Origin of the sequence: Streptomyces griseoviridis (genome assembly GCF_005222485.1) — a bacterium.
GTDB classification, from domain to species: Bacteria; Actinomycetota; Actinomycetes; order Streptomycetales; family Streptomycetaceae; genus Streptomyces; species Streptomyces hintoniae.
On sequence record NZ_CP029078.1, the window covers coordinates 6,691,303 to 6,711,946 of the forward strand.

16 protein-coding genes are annotated in these 20,644 nt (G+C 67.6%); 9 read left to right on the top strand and 7 right to left on the bottom strand.

Going from position 1 to position 20,644, the window contains the following annotated elements:
• Positions 1-192 precede the first annotated feature (192 nt).
• The 4 genes from DDJ31_RS29030 to DDJ31_RS29045 all read left to right on the top strand — a co-directional run bounded on the left by DDJ31_RS29030 (position 193) and on the right by DDJ31_RS29045 (position 6,643).
• Entirely contained in the window at positions 193-1,008 is an 816-nt protein-coding gene (locus DDJ31_RS29030) for a hypothetical protein (protein ID WP_164784882.1), read from the top strand.
• Positions 993-4,502 carry a DEAD/DEAH box helicase gene (locus DDJ31_RS29035; protein ID WP_127177435.1) on the top strand — a complete coding sequence of 1,170 codons (3,510 nt, stop codon included), beginning with the start codon at positions 993-995 and terminating at the stop codon, positions 4,500-4,502. Before DDJ31_RS29030 ends, DDJ31_RS29035 begins: the two co-directional genes overlap by 16 nt.
• A 169-nt stretch (positions 4,503-4,671) precedes the next feature.
• Positions 4,672-4,920 carry a hypothetical protein gene (locus DDJ31_RS29040; protein ID WP_127177434.1) on the top strand — a complete coding sequence of 83 codons (249 nt, stop codon included), beginning with the start codon at positions 4,672-4,674 and terminating at the stop codon, positions 4,918-4,920.
• 829 nt (positions 4,921-5,749) lie between these two features.
• Complete coding sequence (locus DDJ31_RS29045; RefSeq protein WP_127177433.1) at positions 5,750-6,643, top strand: DUF5655 domain-containing protein; 894 nt, start codon at positions 5,750-5,752, stop codon at positions 6,641-6,643.
• A 272-nt stretch (positions 6,644-6,915) separates the two neighbouring features.
• Here DDJ31_RS29045 and DDJ31_RS29050 read toward each other — a convergent pair whose 3' ends face one another.
• Positions 6,916-7,608, bottom strand: coding sequence for a phosphotransferase family protein (locus DDJ31_RS29050; protein WP_240678046.1), 693 nt, complete (start codon positions 7,606-7,608; stop codon positions 6,916-6,918).
• A gap of 544 nt (positions 7,609-8,152) precedes the next feature.
• Here DDJ31_RS29050 and aspS point away from each other — a divergent pair.
• Together aspS and DDJ31_RS29060 are read left to right on the top strand one after the other, a co-directional pair.
• Positions 8,153-9,475, top strand: coding sequence for an aspartate--tRNA(Asn) ligase (gene aspS / locus DDJ31_RS29055; protein WP_127177431.1), 1,323 nt, complete (start codon positions 8,153-8,155; stop codon positions 9,473-9,475).
• A 303-nt stretch (positions 9,476-9,778) separates the two neighbouring features.
• The gene (locus tag DDJ31_RS29060) at positions 9,779-10,234 is read left to right on the top strand and encodes an NUDIX domain-containing protein (protein ID WP_127177430.1); all 456 of its coding nucleotides are present in this window, start codon (positions 9,779-9,781) and stop codon (positions 10,232-10,234) included.
• A gap of 3 nt (positions 10,235-10,237) precedes the next feature.
• On the opposite strand, the gene DDJ31_RS29065 is transcribed toward DDJ31_RS29060, so the two are convergent.
• On the bottom strand, positions 10,238-11,122 hold the full coding sequence (locus tag DDJ31_RS29065; RefSeq protein ID WP_127177429.1) for a hypothetical protein: 885 nt from the start codon (positions 11,120-11,122) through the stop codon (positions 10,238-10,240).
• Between the two features lie 209 nt (positions 11,123-11,331).
• Between DDJ31_RS29065 and DDJ31_RS29070 the strand changes: the two genes are divergently transcribed.
• The 3 genes from DDJ31_RS29070 (at position 11,332) to DDJ31_RS29080 (ending at position 14,414) form a co-directional block, all read left to right on the top strand.
• Positions 11,332-11,802 carry an NUDIX hydrolase gene (locus tag DDJ31_RS29070; protein ID WP_127177428.1) on the top strand — a complete coding sequence of 157 codons (471 nt, stop codon included), beginning with the start codon at positions 11,332-11,334 and terminating at the stop codon, positions 11,800-11,802.
• A gap of 258 nt (positions 11,803-12,060) precedes the next feature.
• Positions 12,061-13,503, top strand: a complete 1,443-nt coding sequence (locus tag DDJ31_RS29075; protein WP_127177427.1) for a DNA phosphorothioation-associated putative methyltransferase — start codon at positions 12,061-12,063, stop codon at positions 13,501-13,503.
• Between the two features lie 59 nt (positions 13,504-13,562).
• Positions 13,563-14,414 carry a hypothetical protein gene (locus DDJ31_RS29080; RefSeq protein ID WP_127177426.1) on the top strand — a complete coding sequence of 284 codons (852 nt, stop codon included), beginning with the start codon at positions 13,563-13,565 and terminating at the stop codon, positions 14,412-14,414.
• Between the two features lie 113 nt (positions 14,415-14,527).
• Here the strand turns inward: DDJ31_RS29080 and DDJ31_RS29085 are convergent, their stop codons facing one another.
• The 5 genes from DDJ31_RS29085 to DDJ31_RS29105 all read right to left on the bottom strand — a co-directional run bounded on the left by DDJ31_RS29085 (position 14,528) and on the right by DDJ31_RS29105 (position 20,638).
• Positions 14,528-15,328, bottom strand: coding sequence for a phosphoadenosine phosphosulfate reductase (locus DDJ31_RS29085; RefSeq protein ID WP_127177425.1), 801 nt, complete (start codon positions 15,326-15,328; stop codon positions 14,528-14,530).
• A gap of 228 nt (positions 15,329-15,556) precedes the next feature.
• A complete protein-coding gene (locus DDJ31_RS29090; RefSeq protein WP_127177424.1) occupies positions 15,557-16,204 on the bottom strand; it encodes a hypothetical protein in 648 nt (215 codons plus the stop codon).
• Between the two features lie 86 nt (positions 16,205-16,290).
• Positions 16,291-17,187, bottom strand: coding sequence for a phospholipase D family protein (locus tag DDJ31_RS29095; RefSeq protein WP_127177423.1), 897 nt, complete (start codon positions 17,185-17,187; stop codon positions 16,291-16,293).
• Positions 17,184-19,067 carry an ATP-binding protein gene (locus DDJ31_RS29100; RefSeq protein WP_240678045.1) on the bottom strand — a complete coding sequence of 628 codons (1,884 nt, stop codon included), beginning with the start codon at positions 19,065-19,067 and terminating at the stop codon, positions 17,184-17,186. Before DDJ31_RS29100 ends, DDJ31_RS29095 begins: the two co-directional genes overlap by 4 nt.
• A complete protein-coding gene (locus DDJ31_RS29105) occupies positions 19,064-20,638 on the bottom strand; it encodes a DEAD/DEAH box helicase (RefSeq protein WP_171480920.1) in 1,575 nt (524 codons plus the stop codon). Before DDJ31_RS29105 ends, DDJ31_RS29100 begins: the two co-directional genes overlap by 4 nt.
• Positions 20,639-20,644 lie beyond the last annotated feature (6 nt).

Sequence of the window (20,644 nt, forward strand, 5' to 3'; positions counted from 1 at the left end):
CCGGACTGCCACGCCCGCAGCAGGCCCACGGCCACGCTCACGCGGCAGCCGCCCTCACAGACCAGATTTTGCTGGGTAGGGTGATCCGTGTTGCCGCAGGGCTCGGCACCGAGTCAAGAGCGGGGGTGGGGACGGGTGTCGATACCCGCACTGCGGGCCATGGAGCGCGCCCGGGCGGCCGGAGGCCGCCTCGTGGACTTCACTCAGCGGGAGAGCCGCGGCATCGGACAGGTGTGCCCGTGGGACTTGCTGGTAACCATCGGGCCGGAGCCCGAGGACCGTGATGCGGCAGCCTGGATCATCGCCGACGAGATCATGCGGGCCCGCACCGACCTGGACGACCTCGCATACCGGCTCTGGAGTGACAGTGCCCTGGCCGGCACCCCGCTGGCCGGCCCCGATCGCGCGCACGTCCTGCTCTACGCCGGCCCGGTATTCGAGGCCAACGACCCCACCGGCGTCACCGGCTACGTGGGCGAGTGGCTCTGGTACCTCTCCACCCGCGACCTTCCCCCCGAGCCGGGGCGCAGCGTGGAGATCCTGGACCCGCCCTCATCGACGGTGACGGACAGCGGGCCGGACGGGCTGGTGATCCACCGAGTGCCCGGTAGCGAGCTGGGGTTTGTCTTCCGGTTGTGGGAGATGAAGAAATTCACCGCGGAAAAGACGAAGCCGAGCGACACGATCCGCAAGGCATGGCAGCAGTTGAACACCTGGGGGGCGCGGTACCTGGGCCAGGTCTCGTGGGGCGGCCGGGAGCTGGCCCCTGACATCCGGGAGTTCGTCGCCTCAATGGCTCGGCAATGGGTGGACGCGAAGGCGTCGGGGAACGGCGGGGTCAGCATCGCGCTCGACGCCGCATACACCCCGGACACGGCCTTCGAGCGCTCGCACCAGCACTTCACCACCCACACCCACCCGGGCGCGCTGCAGGGCGTGGTGGTGGCGATTGATGATCTTGAAGACTTCGCGAAGGACGTGAGGAGGTACGTGTGGAGCGCACTCTAGACCCGGAGGTGCTCGCGTCCGCGCTCGGTGAGTACCGGGTGGGCGGGGTGCTGCCCAGCGCACAGAACCTGCTCGCGGCCATGACCGAACTGGAGATCGCGGCCTTCCGCGGTGAGCGGGAGATCGAGGACGACACTCTTGCCACCGCGTGGTACCTGCACGGGCTCGCCGCGCTCGCCCCGGAGTCTCCTGGCTACGACGCGGTGCGGGTGCGACGAGCCTTCGCCACAAGCGCGCACCTGATGGACCTCGCCCTGGGCGACGAACGCCGACCCGAGGCTGAGCGGCTCCAGATCGCCTTCGCCGCCCAAGCCGGGTACCGGCGCAGCGAGCAGGACCCGAACGCCACCGCCGTCTACCGGCAGATTCGCGCTCTCGTCGACATCGCTGGTGAACTGCGCGGGCACATCGGCACCCTGGCGGTGGAGGCCGGCGTGGTCTTCCTCGGTTTCGACCGCCCGGAGCTGGGCCGGGCGCTGCGTGCGTGGCGGCGGCAGCTACACGGGGTGCGGGCAGTGATGCGCCGCGGAACCCTGGCGGGGACGATGTACGGGCCCGCAGAGGCCGTCGTGGAGGCCGTATTCCATCTGGACCAGTTCCTGGGGATTGGCGAGGAGCGGGATCTGCTGGCAGCGCAGCGGCTGCTGCGGGACGTGATGACCGAAAGGGCGGGCCGGGGCGACCGGTTGGCGCGGTGGGTTGCCGCGCATCTGTTCCAGCTGAGCGGGGAGATGGCGGCCAGCAGTCTGTACCAACTGCTTCCCCCGGGAACTCCTGCGGCAGTGGCGCGGAGCTTCGCGCTGTCGAAGCCGCCGGTGATGACGCTCTGGCCGCCGCAGCGCCAGCTCCTGAGGCTTGCGCGTGGCAACCCGCTCGACCCGGCGACGTCACGAAGCCTGATCAGTGTGCCGACCAGCGCGGGCAAGACGTTGATGGCCCAGCTGGTGATCTGCTCGCACCTGGCGCAGCGCCCCGGGCGCGTGGTGTACGTGTCGCCAATGCGCAGCCTGGGGCGGGAGATGCGCGGGACGCTGCGGGGCCGACTTCGGGTGCTCGGGCGGCGCCTAGCTGCGGAGCAGCCGGAGTTCCCGCTGGGCCCCTGGGCGTCCTCGGCGGAGCCGGACGGCGCGGACGTGGAGATCGTCACCCCCGAGCGGCTCATGCACATGATCCGCAACAACCCCGGCGAAGTACTGGCGGAGGTCGGGCTGGTCGTCGTCGACGAGGCCCACCACCTGGGCCAGGGGCGGCGCGGCTTCGTGCTGGAGAGCCTGCTCACGCTGCTGCAGGCCCGCAGCGACATCCGACTCGTGCTGCTGTCCGCCGCAGTCGGCAACAAGGGCGACATCGCCTCGTGGCTCGACCCGCATCGCCCCGAACGGGAGGTCTACTTCACCGACACCTGGCGGGGTCCGCGCCGGATGCACGGGCTCATGTATCCGAACCTCATGACGGAGCAGGCCGAGCTGGCAGAGCGGCGGCCGACGGCGAAGCATGCCTCGCCGGTGCTGGCCACCGTGCCCGTCGAGACCCTCCTCGATGTCCGGCCGACTGCCTCGTCCGCCATCGCCCGGCTGACTACCGGCGAGGTGGGCACGCGGCGCTTCGCCGGCACCGCAGGCCGGTGGACTGCACGGACCCGTCTGCCAGGCGGGATCGCCGACTATCAGGTCTTCGCCGCCGGCGCCGCGGAACTCACCGCGAACGGTAGCGTGTTGATGGTCGTCGGCACCCGGCGGGCAGCTCGTGACGCGGCCCTCGCCATCGCCGAACGCCTGCCCGAGCGGCCCGAGTCTGCGGCCCTGACCGACTACCTCGCCGACACCCTCGGCGCGGAACATCCTCTGGTGCGCTGCACCCTGCACGGCGTCGCCTACCACCACGGCGCCCTGCCCGAGGACGTCCTCCACGCTGTCGAGGGCGCGCTGCGCCGGGACGAGCTCCTGGCCATCGCCAGCACCAGTACCCTCACCGACGGCGTCAACCTGCCCGTCCGCACCGTCATCGTCCACCACAAGGTCGACGGCGACCCGCTCACCTACGACGGCCAGCGCGCCCTGTCCCCCGCTGAACTCCTCAACGCCATCGGCCGCGCTGGGCGGGCCGGCCGGGAGAGCGAGGGATGGATCTTCCTGACCCGCCCCTACCCGCCCCGCCCCGCCGAATTCAACACCCTCAACCCCGACCCGGAGCAGTTGCGCGTCGTCTCCGCACTGCTGACCGGCGAGGCCCTGGCCGAACTCGCCGCCGCCGAGGACACCCTGCGGCAGAACGCTGACGGAGTCTTCGCGCTGGCGGACGGCATCGCCGCGGACTTCGCCTCGTTCGTCTGGCTCGTCCTGCAGCTCCATGCCTCCTCAGCGGCGCCCCAGGGCAATCCCATCGACGCCCTGGACGCACTGTTCGCCCTGTCCCAGAGAGGCAACGGGCGGCACACCAGCAGGTGGCTCACCCTCGCGGACAAGGTCGCCACCGTGTTCGATACCACCGACCCGGCCCAGGCCGGCCGGTGGGCTGCCACCGGCACCAGCCTGGGGTCAGCCCGCTACCTTGACTGGCTCGCGAACCACCTGGCCGTGCTGCTCGACCAGCACACGGTGGACGACGCGACCGGAGGCGACCGCCTCGCCGAGCCCGAAGAATGGCCGCTGCGCCGCACCCTCGACTTCCTCACCGAGCACCAGGTCTTCGACCGCCTGCTCGACCACGTCCCGGAGGTCACCAAGACCTGGAGCTTCAAGGACAAGGAGACGCGGGGCACGCAGATGAACGTCCCGATCGCCCCCGCGCTCTGCGAATGGATCTCCGGCGCCCCGATCCCACACCTCGCGCGTTCCTGGCAGCCCGGCATCGCTGCTGGGTGGGCGCTCGAACAGGCGGTACGCAACATCAGCACCGCCTTCGGGCACGCCCTGAGCTGGACCGTCGGCGCCCTGATCAACCTGGTCAACACTAGCCCCGCGCTCTCTCCCGGCGCGCCCAGGCTCAACACATACACTGCCTGGCACATCCGCCACGGCGTCGACACGGAGCAGGCCCTGACCCTGCTCACCTCCGGCATCACCTCCCGACGCATCGCCCACCTACTTGGTCGCGACGCCGCCCGTCTCGGGCACCGGTCGGCTGGCCTGCGGCAGTGGACCGCCCAGCATCACGTCGACGGCTGGACGCAGCAGTATGGGGCGAGCGACTACGAGATCCAGGATCTCCTCGACTACGTCCGTACTCCCTCCGACCCGATCAACCAGCTCCTCGAGAACCGCGCCGCCACCACTCCGCTGACCCGGCTGATAGCAGGGACACTCGATGGCCCGGTCAACGTCGCACGGCCCAGCGAGCGTCACCCGGCCATCCGCGTCGCCCGCGACCGCCGTCGGGTGGCGACCGTGCCGGCCGACCGCCACCTCGATGTCCTCGCGATGCTCGACAGCGGACTCGACCTCGACCACCGTCTTCACAACGGCCAACTCGTCACCACCCGGCGCAGCCGGTAGCGCCTGGCCCTGTCGCAGGGAACCAAGCGCGGGACTGCGGCTCAAGAGGAGGGCGGTGCACCGCAGAGTCACCGACTTGCCGCCGCCCGTGGAGGCGTTGACACGGAAGCACGGGGGCTCCGCGCCCAGGTGGACTGAGACGACCCGCCCGGCGGAGACGATCCCGGTGATGGGCGCGGACTCCTTGGCGGCGGCCACCATCTCGCGCACCTTGGGGTTCTACCTTCGCCGGTCTCACCGGGTTCGGCATCGCCCGGGGGCGGGTTCCAACCGGGCGGCGGCCGAGCGCCGCCCGGCTCGAGCGCCGCCCAAGGCCCCGGTGGACGAGGCGATCGGCTGGGGCAGCATCGCGGCCCTCAGCTTCATGACGCTGTGCATCGCGCTGTTGGACGGGGTCATCATGCCGCTGGCGACGTGATCCGCTGGAGGCACGGCCCTCTCATCGATCGCAGGGCCCGCTGACCGTGCCGCACAAGCTGGGCCCGGCCCTTCCGTCGGAGGGCCGGACCCAGCAATCTGCGAGTGTCCGACAGGCATCCGGGACGGCGTCGAGTACGGACGGCCAATGTGTGCGCAGCCGCTTGAGCAACGTACTGACCAGGGCGTCCAACTCAGAGTCCTTGGCCGTTTCTTCCACCAAGATTCGTTCGATGTGAACGAACCCGCTTTTCCGCCAGTGCCGATCCCTGGTCCCGTCAGCCGCCAGTCGGCCGCGGCGATGGGGTCCGTCGACCTCGATCAGGCCCGCCTTGCCTTCGCGAACGACTAGGAAGTCGGGCGGCCATGTGTTGCCGACTCCTACGCGTCCCAGCGGCAGAGGAAAGATGGAGATGGTGGCATCGGCGGGGAGAGCAGCCTGGGCGCTCAAGCGCGCCCCGCCGCCGTGGAGCAGATCACGACTTCCGTTCGTTGCCCATCGGCGACGGCACAGAGTGTCGAAGCGCTGTCTGGACGGCGGTCTGTGCCGCCCCGATCACTGAAGGCGGAAGGAGCAGGTGCTTAGAAGGCGCCTGCTCTATCCACTGAGCTACGGGGGCTGACCTGCGAAAACGCAGCCTCCGAGCGCTGTCCCCTGAAGCGCGGGGGACACATGGGGGAATCGTAGGTCCCTGGTGACTGGGGGACGCAAGCGCTCCCCAGTCAGGCCGAACGCAGGATCTCACACATTCTTCACGGCACCGAAGCCCTCCGCGGAAACATTCCTGCACCTGCCCGGCGTTGGTGATCTCCGAGCCGAGGAGGGGAAGGTGTCGGGCCTGAAGCTGTTCCACACGACAAACAGCGGCGTGACCGAGGTCGCGCCGCGTCTTGCTCAGGTCGAGGCGGATGTGCAGGACCTCATTGAGGCGCACATGGAGACCATGCTCGGGGTACGGTTCCTGGCGAGCGAGTACAGCACCGGCCCCGTCCACGGCGGGCGCATCGATTCGCTGGGCATTGATGAGAACAACGCGCCCGCGATCGTGGAATACAAGCGCGGTACCGACGCAGGCGTGATCCATCAGGGCCTCTTCTACATGGCGTGGCTGATGGACCACAAGGACGCGTTCCGGCACCTGGTCCGCGACAGGCTCGGGGCTGCGGTCGCGGCCCAGGTGCTGTGGAGCGCACCGAGGCTGATCTGCGTGGCCGGCGACTTCACTCGCTATGACGTTCATGCCGTGCGCGAGCACCGCCGCTCGATCGACCTGGTCCGTTACCGGTTCTTCGGCAACGAACACATCGGCCTTGAGACGGTCGCCTCCGTCACCGGCCAGACCGCCGTCTCCACAGCAGGCCGGCGTCGCCACGGGGTGGAGGCGCTGCGCGGCCGTCGGGAACACGGGGCGATAACGGAGTTGGCCGCTGCGGTCGACGAGGTACTGCTCGGGCTCGGTGACGACATCACCAAGGTCGAGAACCGGACCTACCGGGCGTATCAGCGGCTGCGGAACTTCGCCTGCGTCTGCCCGCCGCAGAAGACCAAGCTGCTCGTCTACCTCAAGGCCGACCCCAAGGAGGTCGACTTGGTCCCCGGGTTCACTCGGGACGTGACGGGGCTCGGGCACCACGGAACCGGCGACCTAGAGGTGCAGCTGCGCACGGACCGGGACCTGGAGCGCGCCCAGGACCTGTTCCGCCTCAGCTACACCGCGGCGTAGAAGCGTCACAGCCGGGAGGATTGCAAGGCGAGTTTTCGGTTGTCAGTTGTCGTCGTGTGCTGTCCTACCAAGGCGGCGGTCAGGGACGGCGGTGGACTACCAATGGTGCGGCGGAGTCCCGGTTTCGGTAACCGGGACTCCGTCGCTATATTGCGCGCCTGAATCTGGCACGCCAGTACGGCGCGATCGACGGCATGAATCTCCGACCTGTAGCGGGGGTCGGTCGGTACGCGCTGACACTGCAGGTCGTGCCGCTGATGAAGCTTTCGCCCTCAAAGTCGCTGGAGGGCGGCGGAGAATACTTCGCGGTGGGCCATTGTGTAGGCGTGCTCCTGCTCCGACCAGAGGATCCGGTTGCTGATCACATCGTGCTCGGCGGTTTCTGCGGACAGCCCCTGTAGGCGGCTGCTCCACCACTGGGCGTTGCGGGCTTGGCGCTCGAGCATGGCGTCTACCAGATGTGAGCGTGAAGCGGCGTCCGCTCCGTAGGCATCTGCGAGGACGCGGACTTGTGCCGCTTGGGCGCGTGCGGTGGGGTCTGCGGTTTTGGACGAGACGCACCACGTCCAGCACATGTAGCCGAGGTCTTCAAGCGGGTCGCCCGGAGCGGCGGTGTCGAAGTCGATGAAGGCCACCGGTACCGCGTCGACGAAGACGGTGTTATTCGGTCCCACGTCGTGATGGCAGACCACGGAGTGTGGACCGGTCAGGCGGCAACCACGGGTGGCGTCGTGGAAGGCGCGAAGCAGCGCACCGGCGGCGGCGACCTGAGCGTCGCCCCAGCGCTGAAAGCGCGCCGGCACCCAGCCTGGCAGGTAGCTGAAGACGTCCCGGCCGGCAGCATCGCGCCCGAAGTGACGCGGCGCGCCATTGAAGCCGCGCTGCTGTAGGTGGTCGAGCAGCTCCGCGACGAACCCAGATGCTGCTGAGGCGGGACGGCGGACCGTGTTGCCAGCCCTGACCACGCCGGACGTAATACGTCCGCCCGACAACGGAATCTCAGTTATGAAGCCATGGTCCAGGACATCCTCGGGCGCTTCCAGCGCACCCGTTGTGGTCGAGCTAGAGGGTGTACCCAACCACGGTGACCCGGGTACAGCCTTTTGTAGGCACCGGAGCCACGCCCGCCGCCTGGACGGACACGACTTCACTGCTTGATCGCCTTGGTCACTCTGGAAGAGCAGCAGCCATCTGATTACTTGTTGCAGCTGCATTTGACGCCCTTCTATCCTGGATCGCAACGCGTCGAAGGAGACGAGTAGCCGCGGGATCACGCGAGCAGAGAGAGCTGCCCATAGCTGTGAAGGCGGTCTCGCGCCCTTTGGTGAAGACCCTCCTGAGCGCGGGGAGGAACGGCCCCTGTGGCCTAATGCCCCGCCGGCTGGCCCCCGTCATCGGGCATGAATGAGGCCGCCTCTGTCTGGTGGTGGCAAAGGCGTGGTGGCACCGCGAGTACCCTTCTCGCCCACGCTCCCAAGGGATCATGACGACGCCCCTTGGAGGGCTGCGATGATCCACACGACTAGCCGTGTATTGGTCGCCGAGCTGCGGCAACACGTAGGCGAGACCGTTTCTGTCTCCGGTTGGGTGAACACGCTCCGGCTGCAGGCCAAGATGCAATTCGTAGTCGTACGCGACCACACCGGCATGGTGCAGGTCACCCATCGGCGTGGCGGTGAGGGCGACGAAACCGAGGCCGCCCTGGAGAGTCTGACCGCCGAGTCCGCAGTCCGCATCACTGGGCGGGTGGTCGACAACGCGATCGTGAAACTCGGCGGCCTGGAGCTCATCCCCGAAAGCGTTGAGGTGCTGAACCGGGCTGAGACGCCGCTCCCGATCGACGAGCAGACCGGCCTCGAGCACCGTCTGGACTGGCGGTTCCTCGACGTACGGATCCGCCCCGAGGCACAGCTGCTGTTCGCGACGCAGACCACCTTCGAGCAGGGCATGCGCGAGTACGCCTACAGCCAGGGCTGCACAGAGATGCACACCCCCAAGCTCATGGACACCGCCTCCGAGTCAGGCGCTGAGGTATTCGAGCTCGGCTACTTCGGCCGCTCCGCCTACCTGGCGCAATCGCCGCAGTTCTTCAAGCAGATGGCGATCGCCGCCGGCATCGACAAGGTCTTCGAGATCGGCCCTGTGTTCCGCGCGGAGCCGTCGTTCACGTCCCGGCACGCGACGGAGTTCACCGGCGTGGACGTGGAGCTGGCATGGATCACAGACGTCGAGGACGTCATGCGCTTCGAGGAGCACATGCTCGCTCACGGCATGGCCAAAGTCGCCGAGCAACACGGTGAAGCGATCCGCGAGGTGTTCGGGGTCGAGGTGGCCGCACCTCAGGTGCCGTTCCCACGCATCACCATGGCCGAGGCTCAGGAGATCTTGCGCGGCAAGGGCTGGGACCCGGAGGGGAGGAAGGAGGACCTTGACCCCGAGGGCGAGCGTGGCGTTGCGGCGCACATCAAGGAGCAGACCGGCCACGAGTTCGTGTTCATCACGCACTACCCGACGAGCATCCGGCCCTTCTACCACATGCGTCCCGCGGACCGGCCTGACCTGACGCTGAGCTTCGACCTTCTGTGGAAGGGCCTGGAGATCACCACCGGCGCGCAACGCGAGCACCGCTACGACGTGCTGGTCAAGCAGGCCGCTGGGAAGGGCATGAGCACCGAGCCGCTGCAGGACTATCTGAACGCCTTCCGCTACGGCTGCCCACCGCATGGCGGTCTGGGCATGGGGCTGGGCCGAGTGCTGATGGTGATGCTCGGCCTTGACTCGATCCGTGAGGCCACGTTCTTGTTCCGCGGCCCGAACCGCCTGACCCCGTAGGCGCGTTCACGTAAGAGTGAGGTGCTCGGGTGGTTGGGGTAGTCAGGTATACACCGCCACCCGGGCAGTTCTATGCGGTGTCCGCCTCCAGTGCCGACGGACTTCTGCATGTCCCCGCTGGGGACGTACCGGTGGCCGATCAGCGGGCGTTCGTGCCACGAAAAGTCGAGGCGAACCGCGCGGCTTCTGCGGCAGACTGACGGGTCTGCTGCGTTGGGTATCGCTCCCACGCTTTGAGATCGTTTGGAGGCAGGCGATTTGGCTGAGTCCGATCCGCCGGCGGCCCGGTGGAAGAGCGAACCGATGACGACACGGCTCATCGCTGCTGCTCTCGTCACGGATCCGGACAGCGGCAGACTCCTCATCCTGCGGCGGGGCCGCCACTTGGATTTCGCGCCTGGCGAGTGGGATGTTCCCAGCGGCAAGGGGGAGCCCCGGGAACCGATCACCGCGACGGCGGTACGGGAACTGAAGGAGGAGACTGGCGTCGTGGTTGCCGAGGCGGACCTGCGCCTCGTCCACGTGGTCCATGGCTCCTGGGGAGCGGAGGTTCCGGGGATGTTTATGGCCCTGATCTTCCATACCGACCGGTGGAGCGGAACTCCCCACAATGCGGAACCGCACAAGCACGACACCATCGCCTGGGTGTCTCCGGACGACCTTCCGCAGCCCTTCACGAACACGACGCTGGTCGCCGTGCAGCGGTACCTGGACGGGGGCCCGATCCTTTCGTTCGACGGTTGGCCAGAGGCCGGATGACGGTCAGTGCGGGCGGCTGCCGCGGGGGCGTTGCCCGGCGTCGCCAAGCTCAGCAATGAGCCGCGCAGCTTCCTTCCTGGCCGGCTCCAGCCGGGGATCCTCGGGGTGCGCGTGCGGCCCTGCGACCTTCGCGCAGAAGAACAGAGCCATCAGCAGGCCGGACCTGCTCTCCAAGTCCGGCCGACGCTCGCTCCACACACGCTCCGCCAGGGCCGGGACGACGAGGGAATGGCCCCATAGCGTTGCCGCGTCCAGTCCGCGTGGCGCCATGCCCCAGTCCTCCCAGTCGATCATGCAGAACTCCGGGCCGGTCACGTTCGCCCACGTCAGGTCGGCATGGGCCGGCCGCCACTCCTCCAGCGTGGTGTCGGTCACCTCGGGAAAGACCTCCCCGAGAGTTCTTGTCACTAGCTCCTGCGTGATGGTTTCGGTGTCCGGCGTGGCGACACGGGGTGCGGACTGGGTAGCGAGCGCGTCTAGGGAAGCGCTCAGCGCGGACCACCACGCATCCTGGAGACCAGGATCTTCGATCACAAGAGCGGCTTGCCCGACAGGCGCGGCGTTCACCAGTTCCATCTCATCCGCCCGCCACATCACCGGTTCACCCGGCTCGCGCCACGAGAACCCTGCGTACCACGAGGGCATGACGACCCCGCTCAGGACAGCAGCGGATTCAGGGCCATTCCACCCCTGGGCCCCGATCCGGTCGAACCCCCGCCGCTCGACGCGCACCCAGCTGTCGCGGTCCGTCCGAGCCCCGACCGTACGGCGCTTGCACACGACCGTCTCCCGATCGAGACGCACCTGCAGCGACCGCTCCACACGGTCCAGCACTCCATCGAGCGATTCCCTGCGCAGATCAACAGCACGAGTCACCGGCAGCGTCATATACGGGACCGTAGCAACCACACAGGGTCGGCTCCCGAAATATTCGGGCACCTCGCTCTGTCCGGCTGCGTCAGGTGTTGACGTCGTCCGTGCGGCCGGGCTGCACGCACCTGCCCACGCACTCGCGCCCTTCCCGGCAAGAGATCAGAACACCGTGTGAGTGGGGGACCGTCTCGTCGAGAGAGGGTCTGAACGCCACAATGGGCGGCATGATCAGCCCACCCTTGCGGGAAGCCGCCCGCGTCGTCGCCCTCGACGATGCCCAGCGGGTCCTGCTGCTGCACCACCACGACGACGGCGGAAGCTACTGGGCCACCCCCGGCGGCGCCCTGGAGGCAGGGGAGGACCACGCTGCTGCCGCGCTCCGCGAACTGCGCGAAGAACTCGGCGTCGATGAAAAGAACGTCGCGCTAGGCACACAGCTGGCCCAGCGCAGCCAGGAGCAAACCGTCGGCGGGCGGGCAGTCCGGCAGGTTGAGCGGTACTTTCTAGCCCACCTTGAGCCCGCGGATGTCGACCCTGCCCGAGCCACTCAGCCCGACAACATCCAGGCCCACCGCTGGTGGACGCTGCAAGAACTGCGGGAGACGCCGGAGACGATCTATCCCGACGGCCTCCTCGGCCTGATTGCCGGGCTACTCGCCAACGGCGTGCCCAAGTGCCTCATCATCCTGCGCTGAAGCGAGCGGCACACCTCCTTGGAGATCCGGGTCACCTGCGTGGCAGTCGCGCCCTCCTGTCGGCTTCAGGCGTAATTCGGGCCGACCCCTCGGCGTCGTCACGTGGACGACCCGCCACGCCCGCAATCGTGACGAGAGCAGCGTCATCCGAGGTCAGCCGGGAGGTGCGACTCCGCGTAAGCCGGGTCGCCGGATCGGGTGTCAGTTAAGGTTCGGTGCTGTCGCATGCTGGCCTGTCCGTGGAATCAGGGGACGCCGATGACACAGCAGCTGTGGAGCAGCCAGAGGCATCAGACCGCGATCGGCCGAGTTGGCCTCTCGCTGCCGGCTCGTCGCGCCGTCGGCGACCTCCAGCTGGAACCCGACACGGGAGTACTGGACTACGGGTGCGGACGTGGCGGCGATGTACGGGCACTGCAGCACCTCGGTCTCGACGCCGCGGGGTGGGACCCGGTCCACTTCCCGGACGGGCGGCGTGAGCCGGCCGAGGTGGTCCTTCTCACCTACGTCCTGAACGTCATTGAGAATCCCGCCGAACGACGCGAGACGCTCCTACGAGCCTGGGACCTCGCTAAATCGGTGCTGGTCGTGTCCGCGCGGCTGAGGTGGGAGCGCAACCAGATCAAAGGCGCGGAGTACGGCGACGGCATTCTCACGCAGCGCCGCACCTTCCAGCGCCTCTACGCCGCTGGCGAGCTGCGCGACTACGTCGAGGAGGCCACCGGCGTCCGCTGCGTGTCGGCGGCGCCCGGCATCGTTTACGCGTTCAAGGACGATGCGGCCCGCCTGAGCTACCTCGCCCGACAGGTCGCTCCTGACGGGGGGTGGCTGGCGTCCGAGGACACCGCCTCGGCGATCACCTCGGTCGTCGATCATCTCGAACAGCGCGGCAGGATGCCTCAGCTGGAGGAAATGCCGCAGCCCATCATCAGCCTCCTTGGCCACCTGCGCCCCGCTGAACTCAAGCGCCTTGCCGAGCAGGAAGCCGACCCCGCGAAGGTAGAACGAAGCGCCGAGCGCGGAGCCCTCGACACACTGCAGTTCCTCGCGCTGGAGCTGTTTCACGGCCGAGGCCCGGTCAGCAGTCTGCCCCTGCCAGTTCAACTGGACATCCGTGCCTTCTTCCCGTCGTACGCCGAGGCGTGCCACCGAGCGGATCGGCTGCTGTTCAAACTGCGCGACGACGCCTACGTCCGCCGGGCGATGAACGGATCGATCGCGGGCAAGTTCACCGCGACCGCCCTATACGTTCACCGCCGCGCACTCCATCGGATCCCGGCCGTGCTGCGCCTGTACGAGCAGTGCGCGAGCATTGCCGCCGGCCGTCCTGGCGAGTGGTCTGTCGTCAAGCTCCGTCATCAGGGCCGCGGGGTCAGCTGGCTCGACTATCCCGAGTTCGACGCGGATCCCCACCCGCGAATTGCGGCCTCGTACGCCGTCGACCTGAAGACCCTCAAGTCCTCCTTTACCTCGTACGCGGACTCCACCAACCGTCCCCTGCTGCACCGCAAGCACGAGTTCCTTGCCGAGGATGATCCCGACGCTCCCAAGTACCGGAGGCTCACGGACGCCGAAGTCCGCGCCGGTCTTTACGAGAGCCCGCACCTGATCGGCACGGAAGAGGGATGGGAGCGCGAACTCGTTCGCTGCGAGCGGGAGTTGCGAGGCCACAGGCTCGTACGGCGTACCACCAGTACCTGAGCCTCGCTCCGGCTCTCGGCACCGCAGTGATTGTCAGTGCCGTGTGCCACGCTCCACCCATGACCACCACCCGGATGGAGGGCTCCTGCCTGCCCTCATACCGAACGCTGTCCATCCTCGCGCTGTCCGAGCCTGAGGACCATGTCCGTGAACTCACTGACTGGGTGGAGCATGCCTCCGCCGTCACAGGAGTCCCCGGTACGCAGAACGGCTGGGATACGGCCTACAAGTGGCTGCGTCTCGCCCAGGGCCTGCGCACGGTGACGTTCGACATGTCCTACGACGACGGCGGCATGTGCTCAGCGGGCCTCGACTTCGACGCCGTCTGGACCGAGATGATGGAGGAGTGGCAGCAGCACCAGGTCCGTCTCGGCTACCTGCGCGCAGCCCTCGAAGGATTCGTCCGTCTGCTGCACCCAGACACCACGGAGCCTGGCCTGGCCGTCGAGGCCGCTGAGCAGCGGCTGCAACAACATCCCGACACATGGCCTGTGCACTCGCATGCGGTCGCCGAGCATCTGCGGACGCATGCCCCGGACGGCGTGCCGGGCGCTGGCACGCCGGTGGCGGCAGCGGTGACTCAGGCGATTGCCCTGCACGAGATGGCGGTGCGGGGCCATGCGTCCATCCCTGAGCCGGGCAGCGACGCGGAGGGGAAGGTCTTTCCCACAGGGCACATCGAGGTCTGCGCGGTCAAGGAAGCCTCCACGGTGCTGCTGCTGGGGATGCAGCTGCTGATGGCGGCAGCGGTGAAGGAAGACCGCGTCGCTGTCTTCGACGACAAGTACCTTCTCGACGGCATGTGGATTCCCGACCCCGCAGGCGGCAGCCGATGGGTGGACGAAGAAATGCCCTACGGCGAATATCTCGCCGTCCTCCACCTCCAGCCCGGCGAGCCGCCCGAGCTCTGATTCCGCGAACAGTGCCCTCGGGCGGCCACGTCGGCATCCCAGGGGGCAAAACGATGGGTGGGGCCCGAAGCCATGGCTTCGGGCCCCACCCATCGTGGCCTGCTCGGTACGTATCAGGTCATGCACCAGCCGGAGTCACACGCTCCCTCATCCTCATCGACGTCACCTTCCCCGGGGCTCTCATCGGGGATGGCCTGTGTGAGCGGGATGCCGTACCTCGTGAGATAAACGTCATCTCGGCCGAGCGCAGCCCGTCGGCGGTTGATTGTCTCCTCCAGCCGGACCGACCGAGCGAACAGCTCTGGCTCGTGTCTGCGCTGGTGACGCCAGGCATCGACGGTACGGAAGGGGCAGAAGAAGCAGGAGCTCTTGGGCGGTACCGGCAGGCCCGCCTCGGTGATGATGCGCTCGCAGTCGTCTCGGCGCAGCCCGAGGTCGAGGAGGGGGTACTCGATGACCTCGTGGGCTTCCCTCCGCCGACGGTTGGCGCGATGGATTTCGTCGAGCGAAATGCCGATGCCGACCGCCGCCGGTGCCTTCGCGGTGGCGCCATGCTCCCGAAGCCACCGCCCGACCACCTTGATCTTGAAGTCTGCGGTGCAGTTGCGGCGGCCAGGAGCGCCATTGGCCATACGGACCGGGATGGGGATCGACCGGGTATCTGGCCGGTTTAGCCGCTGCATGAGGGTTTCCGTCGCCCCGTCACGGCGGCGTCGCTTGAGCTCGTGGATGTCCAGTTCCGCACTCTTGGCATACGGGATGGCGATCTCGCGAACGTATGCGAGGGTCGCCGGGTGCTCGCTGTCATCCCCGACATTGGCGAAGAGGAAGGTGGAGAAGTTGATCTCGCGCTGGGCGGCCAGCACCAGCAGCGCGGTCGACTGGACGCCGCCTCCGTAGGAGATGACCCTCATCGGGCGTTCACTTGACTGGTGAGCGGCCAGGTCGAGGACGGCCCGTGGGCCCGTTTCCGTCGAGTTGTCGTGGTGGGCTCCGGGGGTGCGTGACAAGATCGGCATGTGAGAGACAGTATGGATGAAAGTTCGAGGTATCAAGTGTTTCTCTCACAGCTGTCGGCGAACACCGCCTAGTGGCGACATCGCGTCCTGGGGATCCGTCCCAGTCAGGACGGGAAAGGCCGACTAAGGGCGCGGCTCGATGACCACAGAGTGTCCCTCTGCCATGACTGCTGCCAGGAACTCGGCCGCGGCAGCCTGATCGGCACCGGTGAATATCCGCGCTGCGGGCGGGACCTTGCGTGACGGCTGCGAGAGGGGCGCTCTCTGCCTTCGCCCACGTGGTTTCTGCGGGGCGCGGTGACCTGTACGCAGCAGCTCGACCTCGGACGGGAGGATGTTGCGCTGCCGCTGTTGCGCATCATCCAGGATGTTCTCCAGCAGCCAGAGAGGGGAGCCGGAGAGGGTCAGGTCGGCCTCGGCGATCTGTCGCCGGTTACGCCATCGGGAGATCGCCTGCGCGTCCCGCGCGAGGACGCGGGCGACCTCCTGGATGCCGAGGATGACGGGCAGGTCCCGCTTGTCCTGGACCTCGTAGCCGCGAGGGACGCTGGTCTTGTAGGCCGTGAGCCGGTCTTGCGCCACGTGGCGGTCGCCGACGCCGTCGAGCCGCATTACCGTCGCCAGCAGCCAGTACGGGTTGCCGGATGCGACCAGGTCAGGTGCGGCGAGGGCGCCCTCTGTCCGCCATTTCTGCGATGTCTGGCGCTCTACTCGATAGAGGGAGGCGATTTCCGCATGCCCCAGCAGGAACGGGACCCGCACCTGTGCCATGAGGGGGCCTTCCCATCACCTTCGTCTCGGCGGGGTGGCGATGAGCGGGGGAGTTGCTCCGCCGCTCTACGCCGTGCACGGAGATCTTAGGTGTGCTCCCGTCCTGGCCGCAGCTCCCACGATCCCACCTCGGTGTAATAGCGGCCGAAGTGCTGCAGCCAGGCCGCGAGTGTCTCGGTCGTCCTCCGTGCCTGGTCTTCTGGGTCTCCTGTGCGTTCCACGATGGCCGTCTGGAGCTCGATGTTGCTGAGGCGCTCGCCGACGAGCAGCTTGTGGAGTTCTGGGATGGCGTGCAGCCGAGCTTCGACCGCCGCATTGAAGTCGTGCTCCGCCAAACCTGCCGGGACATCGAGCATGGCAAGGTCCTGGATGATGCCGGCCTCAACCGGCGAGGTGAATCGCGTGCGCCCGCTGTACAGCGCGAACACGTTCCCCGGGCGCCTCGTCTCCGGGTACCAGAGCGGGGCGGGTCCACCCTCGGCCGGGGACGTGATGCGTTCCTCCCTCAGAAGTTCTGCCTGCTGCCGGACAAGGGCGGCCACCACGGGTGTGGCCGCTGCCGAGCGGGACTCGATCAGGCTGAGAACGCGCTGCACTTCGGGATGCGTGAGGGGTACATCCAGCAAGAGCTCCACGTTGGCGTTGGGGACTCGACCGGTGGCCTTGCCGGTCAGGTTCGCGGATCCGACCAGGCATCGGTCATCGGCGACGTAGATCTTGGCATGCAGCGACGGGCAGAGAGTGATCTGCACGCGCTCGTCCCGCTCCGCCGCCTCGATGATCTCGGGATCGGAGACTCCGGCGGCTACCTCCGCCGGAGTCCAGCGCGTGACGCATTCGATCTTCTCCACCGAGGCCGGCACCGAGGCGAGGGTCTCCTCGAAGACGGCCTTCTTGATGAAGGGCGCTACGAGGATCACTCGCGTGGTGGCGCCCTTCATCAGGTCGGCTATCTGCTGCCAGACGTGGTCCGGCTGCGTCACTCGTCATCGCTCCCGTCTTCGATGAAGTCGCGGGCGTAGCGGCCCCAGTCGCGCCGGGCGTCCGAGATCCTGGCGCGGTCCCGCTTGTTGGGGATCTCGTCCTCCATGCGGGCCCAGGAGAAGACGAGGAGTTTGAAGGTGTCGGAGGCGCGGGCCAAGCGTTGGCGGAGTTCGGTCTCGCTCGCGTCTTCGGGTACGTCTTCAAGGACGGTCATCAGCTCGCTGTGCAGCGGGTGTTCGGTGTTGAAGATCACCTGCAGCATGCCGGCCATGAGGTCGATGTTGAAGAACGCCGTGGAGTCCTGCGGGCTGGAGATCCAGCGGACACGCCAGTCTTTCTCCAGTGCCTCGTCGACCATGGACTGGGCGGTGTCCTCGTCGAGGTGGTGCCGCTCGGTGAGCGCCGCGAACTGCTCCTGGCGCTTGTCGTTCTCGGTGGCCTCCTCTGCCAGGCGGTCGGTCGTTCCCGTGTGACCGTCCTCCTGTCGGCGCTTCACCGCGTCCGTGGCCTTGGACGTGACGACGTCGTCGTGGCGCTTCTTACCTCCCCGGTTGCCCAGCGTGTGCTGCTTCAGCTTCCGCCGCATTTTGGGCAGGAGATTCTTCTCCAGGTAGAGCGCGAGATCGATCAGGGGCAGGCGCGGATCGCCGAATTCGGCGATGCGGTCCTTGAACGCCTTGGGCGTCTCGTCCCCCTCGGCCTCGGCCGTCCAGTCGAAGTGCGCGAGAGACGAGAAGACCGTGGCGGTCTGCTTGTTGTTCGTGACGCCGAAGATGTCGTCGAGCTCCGGGGGGAATTCCACCTCGATGCCCCACCAGCGCTCGACGGGGTCGTACCCGATGGCCCACTTGGAATCGAGGTCGAGTTCGCGCCCCTGCCGGACCAGGGAAATCCCGATGTTCCGTCGAGCATGCTGACCCCACGGGTGGAAACCTGCGTCGCGGTTGGGGTTCGCGTTGTCGGGCCACGGGTGACCTTCGACGTCGGCACGGCGGGCCTCGGGCCGGGCGATAGATGCCCGCACCTTCACGTTGTACTTCGTCCCGTCGACCGTGATCGGGAAGTAGGCGACCCCGGGTTCCTTCTCGTTGCCCATGTCGAAGGGTTCGAACATGGGCTTGTTCCCGAACGGGGGCGGCGTCCCGGTTGAGCCCATGAGGTACAGGGGATCGTTGGGCTCGGCGAAGTACGCCCCGTTGTCTCCTTCGAGGACCTTTCCTTCGCGGACCGGCGCCATCTTGATCTCCACCCTGCCGTCGTGGAGGTAGTGCCGGTACACACGGCCGATCAGCTCGGCAGTGTTGCGCAGGGTGGCGCCGGCGCCGTGCCATTTGACCCGGTCAAGGTCCGACCAGACCACGAGGGTGCCGGTGGTGCCCAGGGGCGCCTCGCTGAGGTCGCTCCAGTACTCCGGTACAGGGCGGTGTACGGGGCTGGGGACGTCGTCCAGTCCGCCGTTGATCTCCTCAAGATCGAGGTAGGTGTACATGGCGTTCGGGGACCCATTGGTCCAGGACCAGACCTCGACCTTGGTGCACTGCGACATACTGGAGTTGGGCAGCCCCATGCCGAATCGCCCGATGCGGTTGCGGTCGCCGCCGAGGCCGTCGCCGTACTTCAGGGCGCGCCGCAGGAGTTCGGCGTCCATGCCCTTGCCGTTGTCGAGGACGGCTATGGCGTCCACCCGGTGCCTCGTCTGGGTGGCGCCCTGCACCGGGCTCTCACAGGCGAAGACCTGAACCAGTGTGGCTTCCGCGTCGATGCTGTTGTCGATCAGCTCGGCGAGCGCGTAGGCGGTGTTCTTGTAGCCGCTGTCGCGCATGGCCTTGACGGTCAGCGAAGGGCTGACGATCCGGTATTTGCTTCCCTCGCCGGTCACGCGGTCTCCCATACGTCTTCCCAGTTGGTGAATGCCTCGGCCACGTCCCCGAACCCGGGCAGCTCCGGGTCGACGACGGTGACGATCTCGCAGGTTGCGGTTCCTCCGGCCTTGGGGCCGCGGATGACCCGGCCGACCATCTGGCTGTACAGGACCAGCGACTTGGTCGGTCGGGCGATGATGGCAGCACTGGCCGCCGGGGCATCGAAGCCTGTGGTCAGGACCCCGAAGTTGCACAGAATCATGGGGCGTCGGCCGGCGCCCTTGAAGCGTCTGATGGCATCGTTGCGGTGCCGGGGCGAGGACTCGCCGGTGACGAAGTCGGCATCGAGGCCGAGCGCCGACAGGACGGCGGCGATCAGGCGGCAATGGTCAACGGAGGCCGCGAATACCAGGATCCTGCGGTGCTGGCGTTCCAGTAGCTCCAGCACGGTCTGGACGACTTTGAGGTTCCACTGCTCGTCGCTGGCCAGCGACGCGATGATCTCCGACGGGATGTCGAAGGACTTCGCGAGCAGCTGCTGATCACGCGCGGACAGATGCAGGCCGGCTTCGGAGGCGACGGTCTTCATGATGGGCTTGGCCAGGTAGCCCTGTTCGATGAGGGCGGTTACCGGGTTGCTGTATCCGTCGATCTGCAGCATGACCTTCTGGCGGGCGAAGAAGTCCGACAGCCGCTCATCTTGCGTGACGTCCGCCCAGGTCCGGCCGGGGGTGGCCGTCAGGCCCAGCAAGCTGGCATCGGGGCGGACGGTGAGGGCGTCCACCACTCGCTGGTAGGTCGGCGCGATGATCTGATGAGCCTCGTCGAAGACTGTGAGGGTGCTGCGCGATGCGAGTTTGCGGAGAAGCTCCGGATCGCTCTTGTCCGCGGAGACGGCCTTCTCCAGCCCCAGGATGACAAGGCCGTCTGTCAGCGCCTCCACATCGGTGGGCGCCTCACCCCACATCCGGACGACCGCAAGCGGACGGTCGCCGAGCTTGGACCACGCGCGCTCGAACTCCACAGCCGCCTGCTCCAGCAGCTCCTGCCCACGCGCCAGCCAGACCACGAGCGTGGGCTCGTGCTGCCGCAGATGGTCGGCGATCAGGTTCATTCCGGTACGGGTCTTGCCCACGCCTGTCGGCAGGTGGAGGACAACCCGCCGCGGTCCGTCGTACAGCAGCTCCTTCACGCGTGCGGCTGCGCGCCGTTGGTGGGGGAACAGCCCGTACTCGGGTTCGGAGTCCTGCCGAAAGAGCGGGGGCAGCGCAGGCGCCCTGTCGACGCTGAAGCCGAAGAACTCCAGCAGTTCCCGCTGCTGCTCACTCGCCCACTTCAGACCGTTCAGGTAGACCAGGGCATCGGTGCCCGCGCCATCCGCTCCAAGGCGTTGGGCAAGCTCTGTCTGCTTGTCGGCGGGGAGGAGCCGCAGCAGCTCCTCGCGGTCTGTCTGATTGGACACGAGCTTCTCGGCGTCCACCGCCACGGCGGCGACTGCCCGGAGCCGCTCATCGCCGGTGCTTCCGCCGTCGATGAGGTCGAGCAGAGCGCACATGTGCTTGCCGAGCCGCTCTCGGATGTACGGCATGGGAGC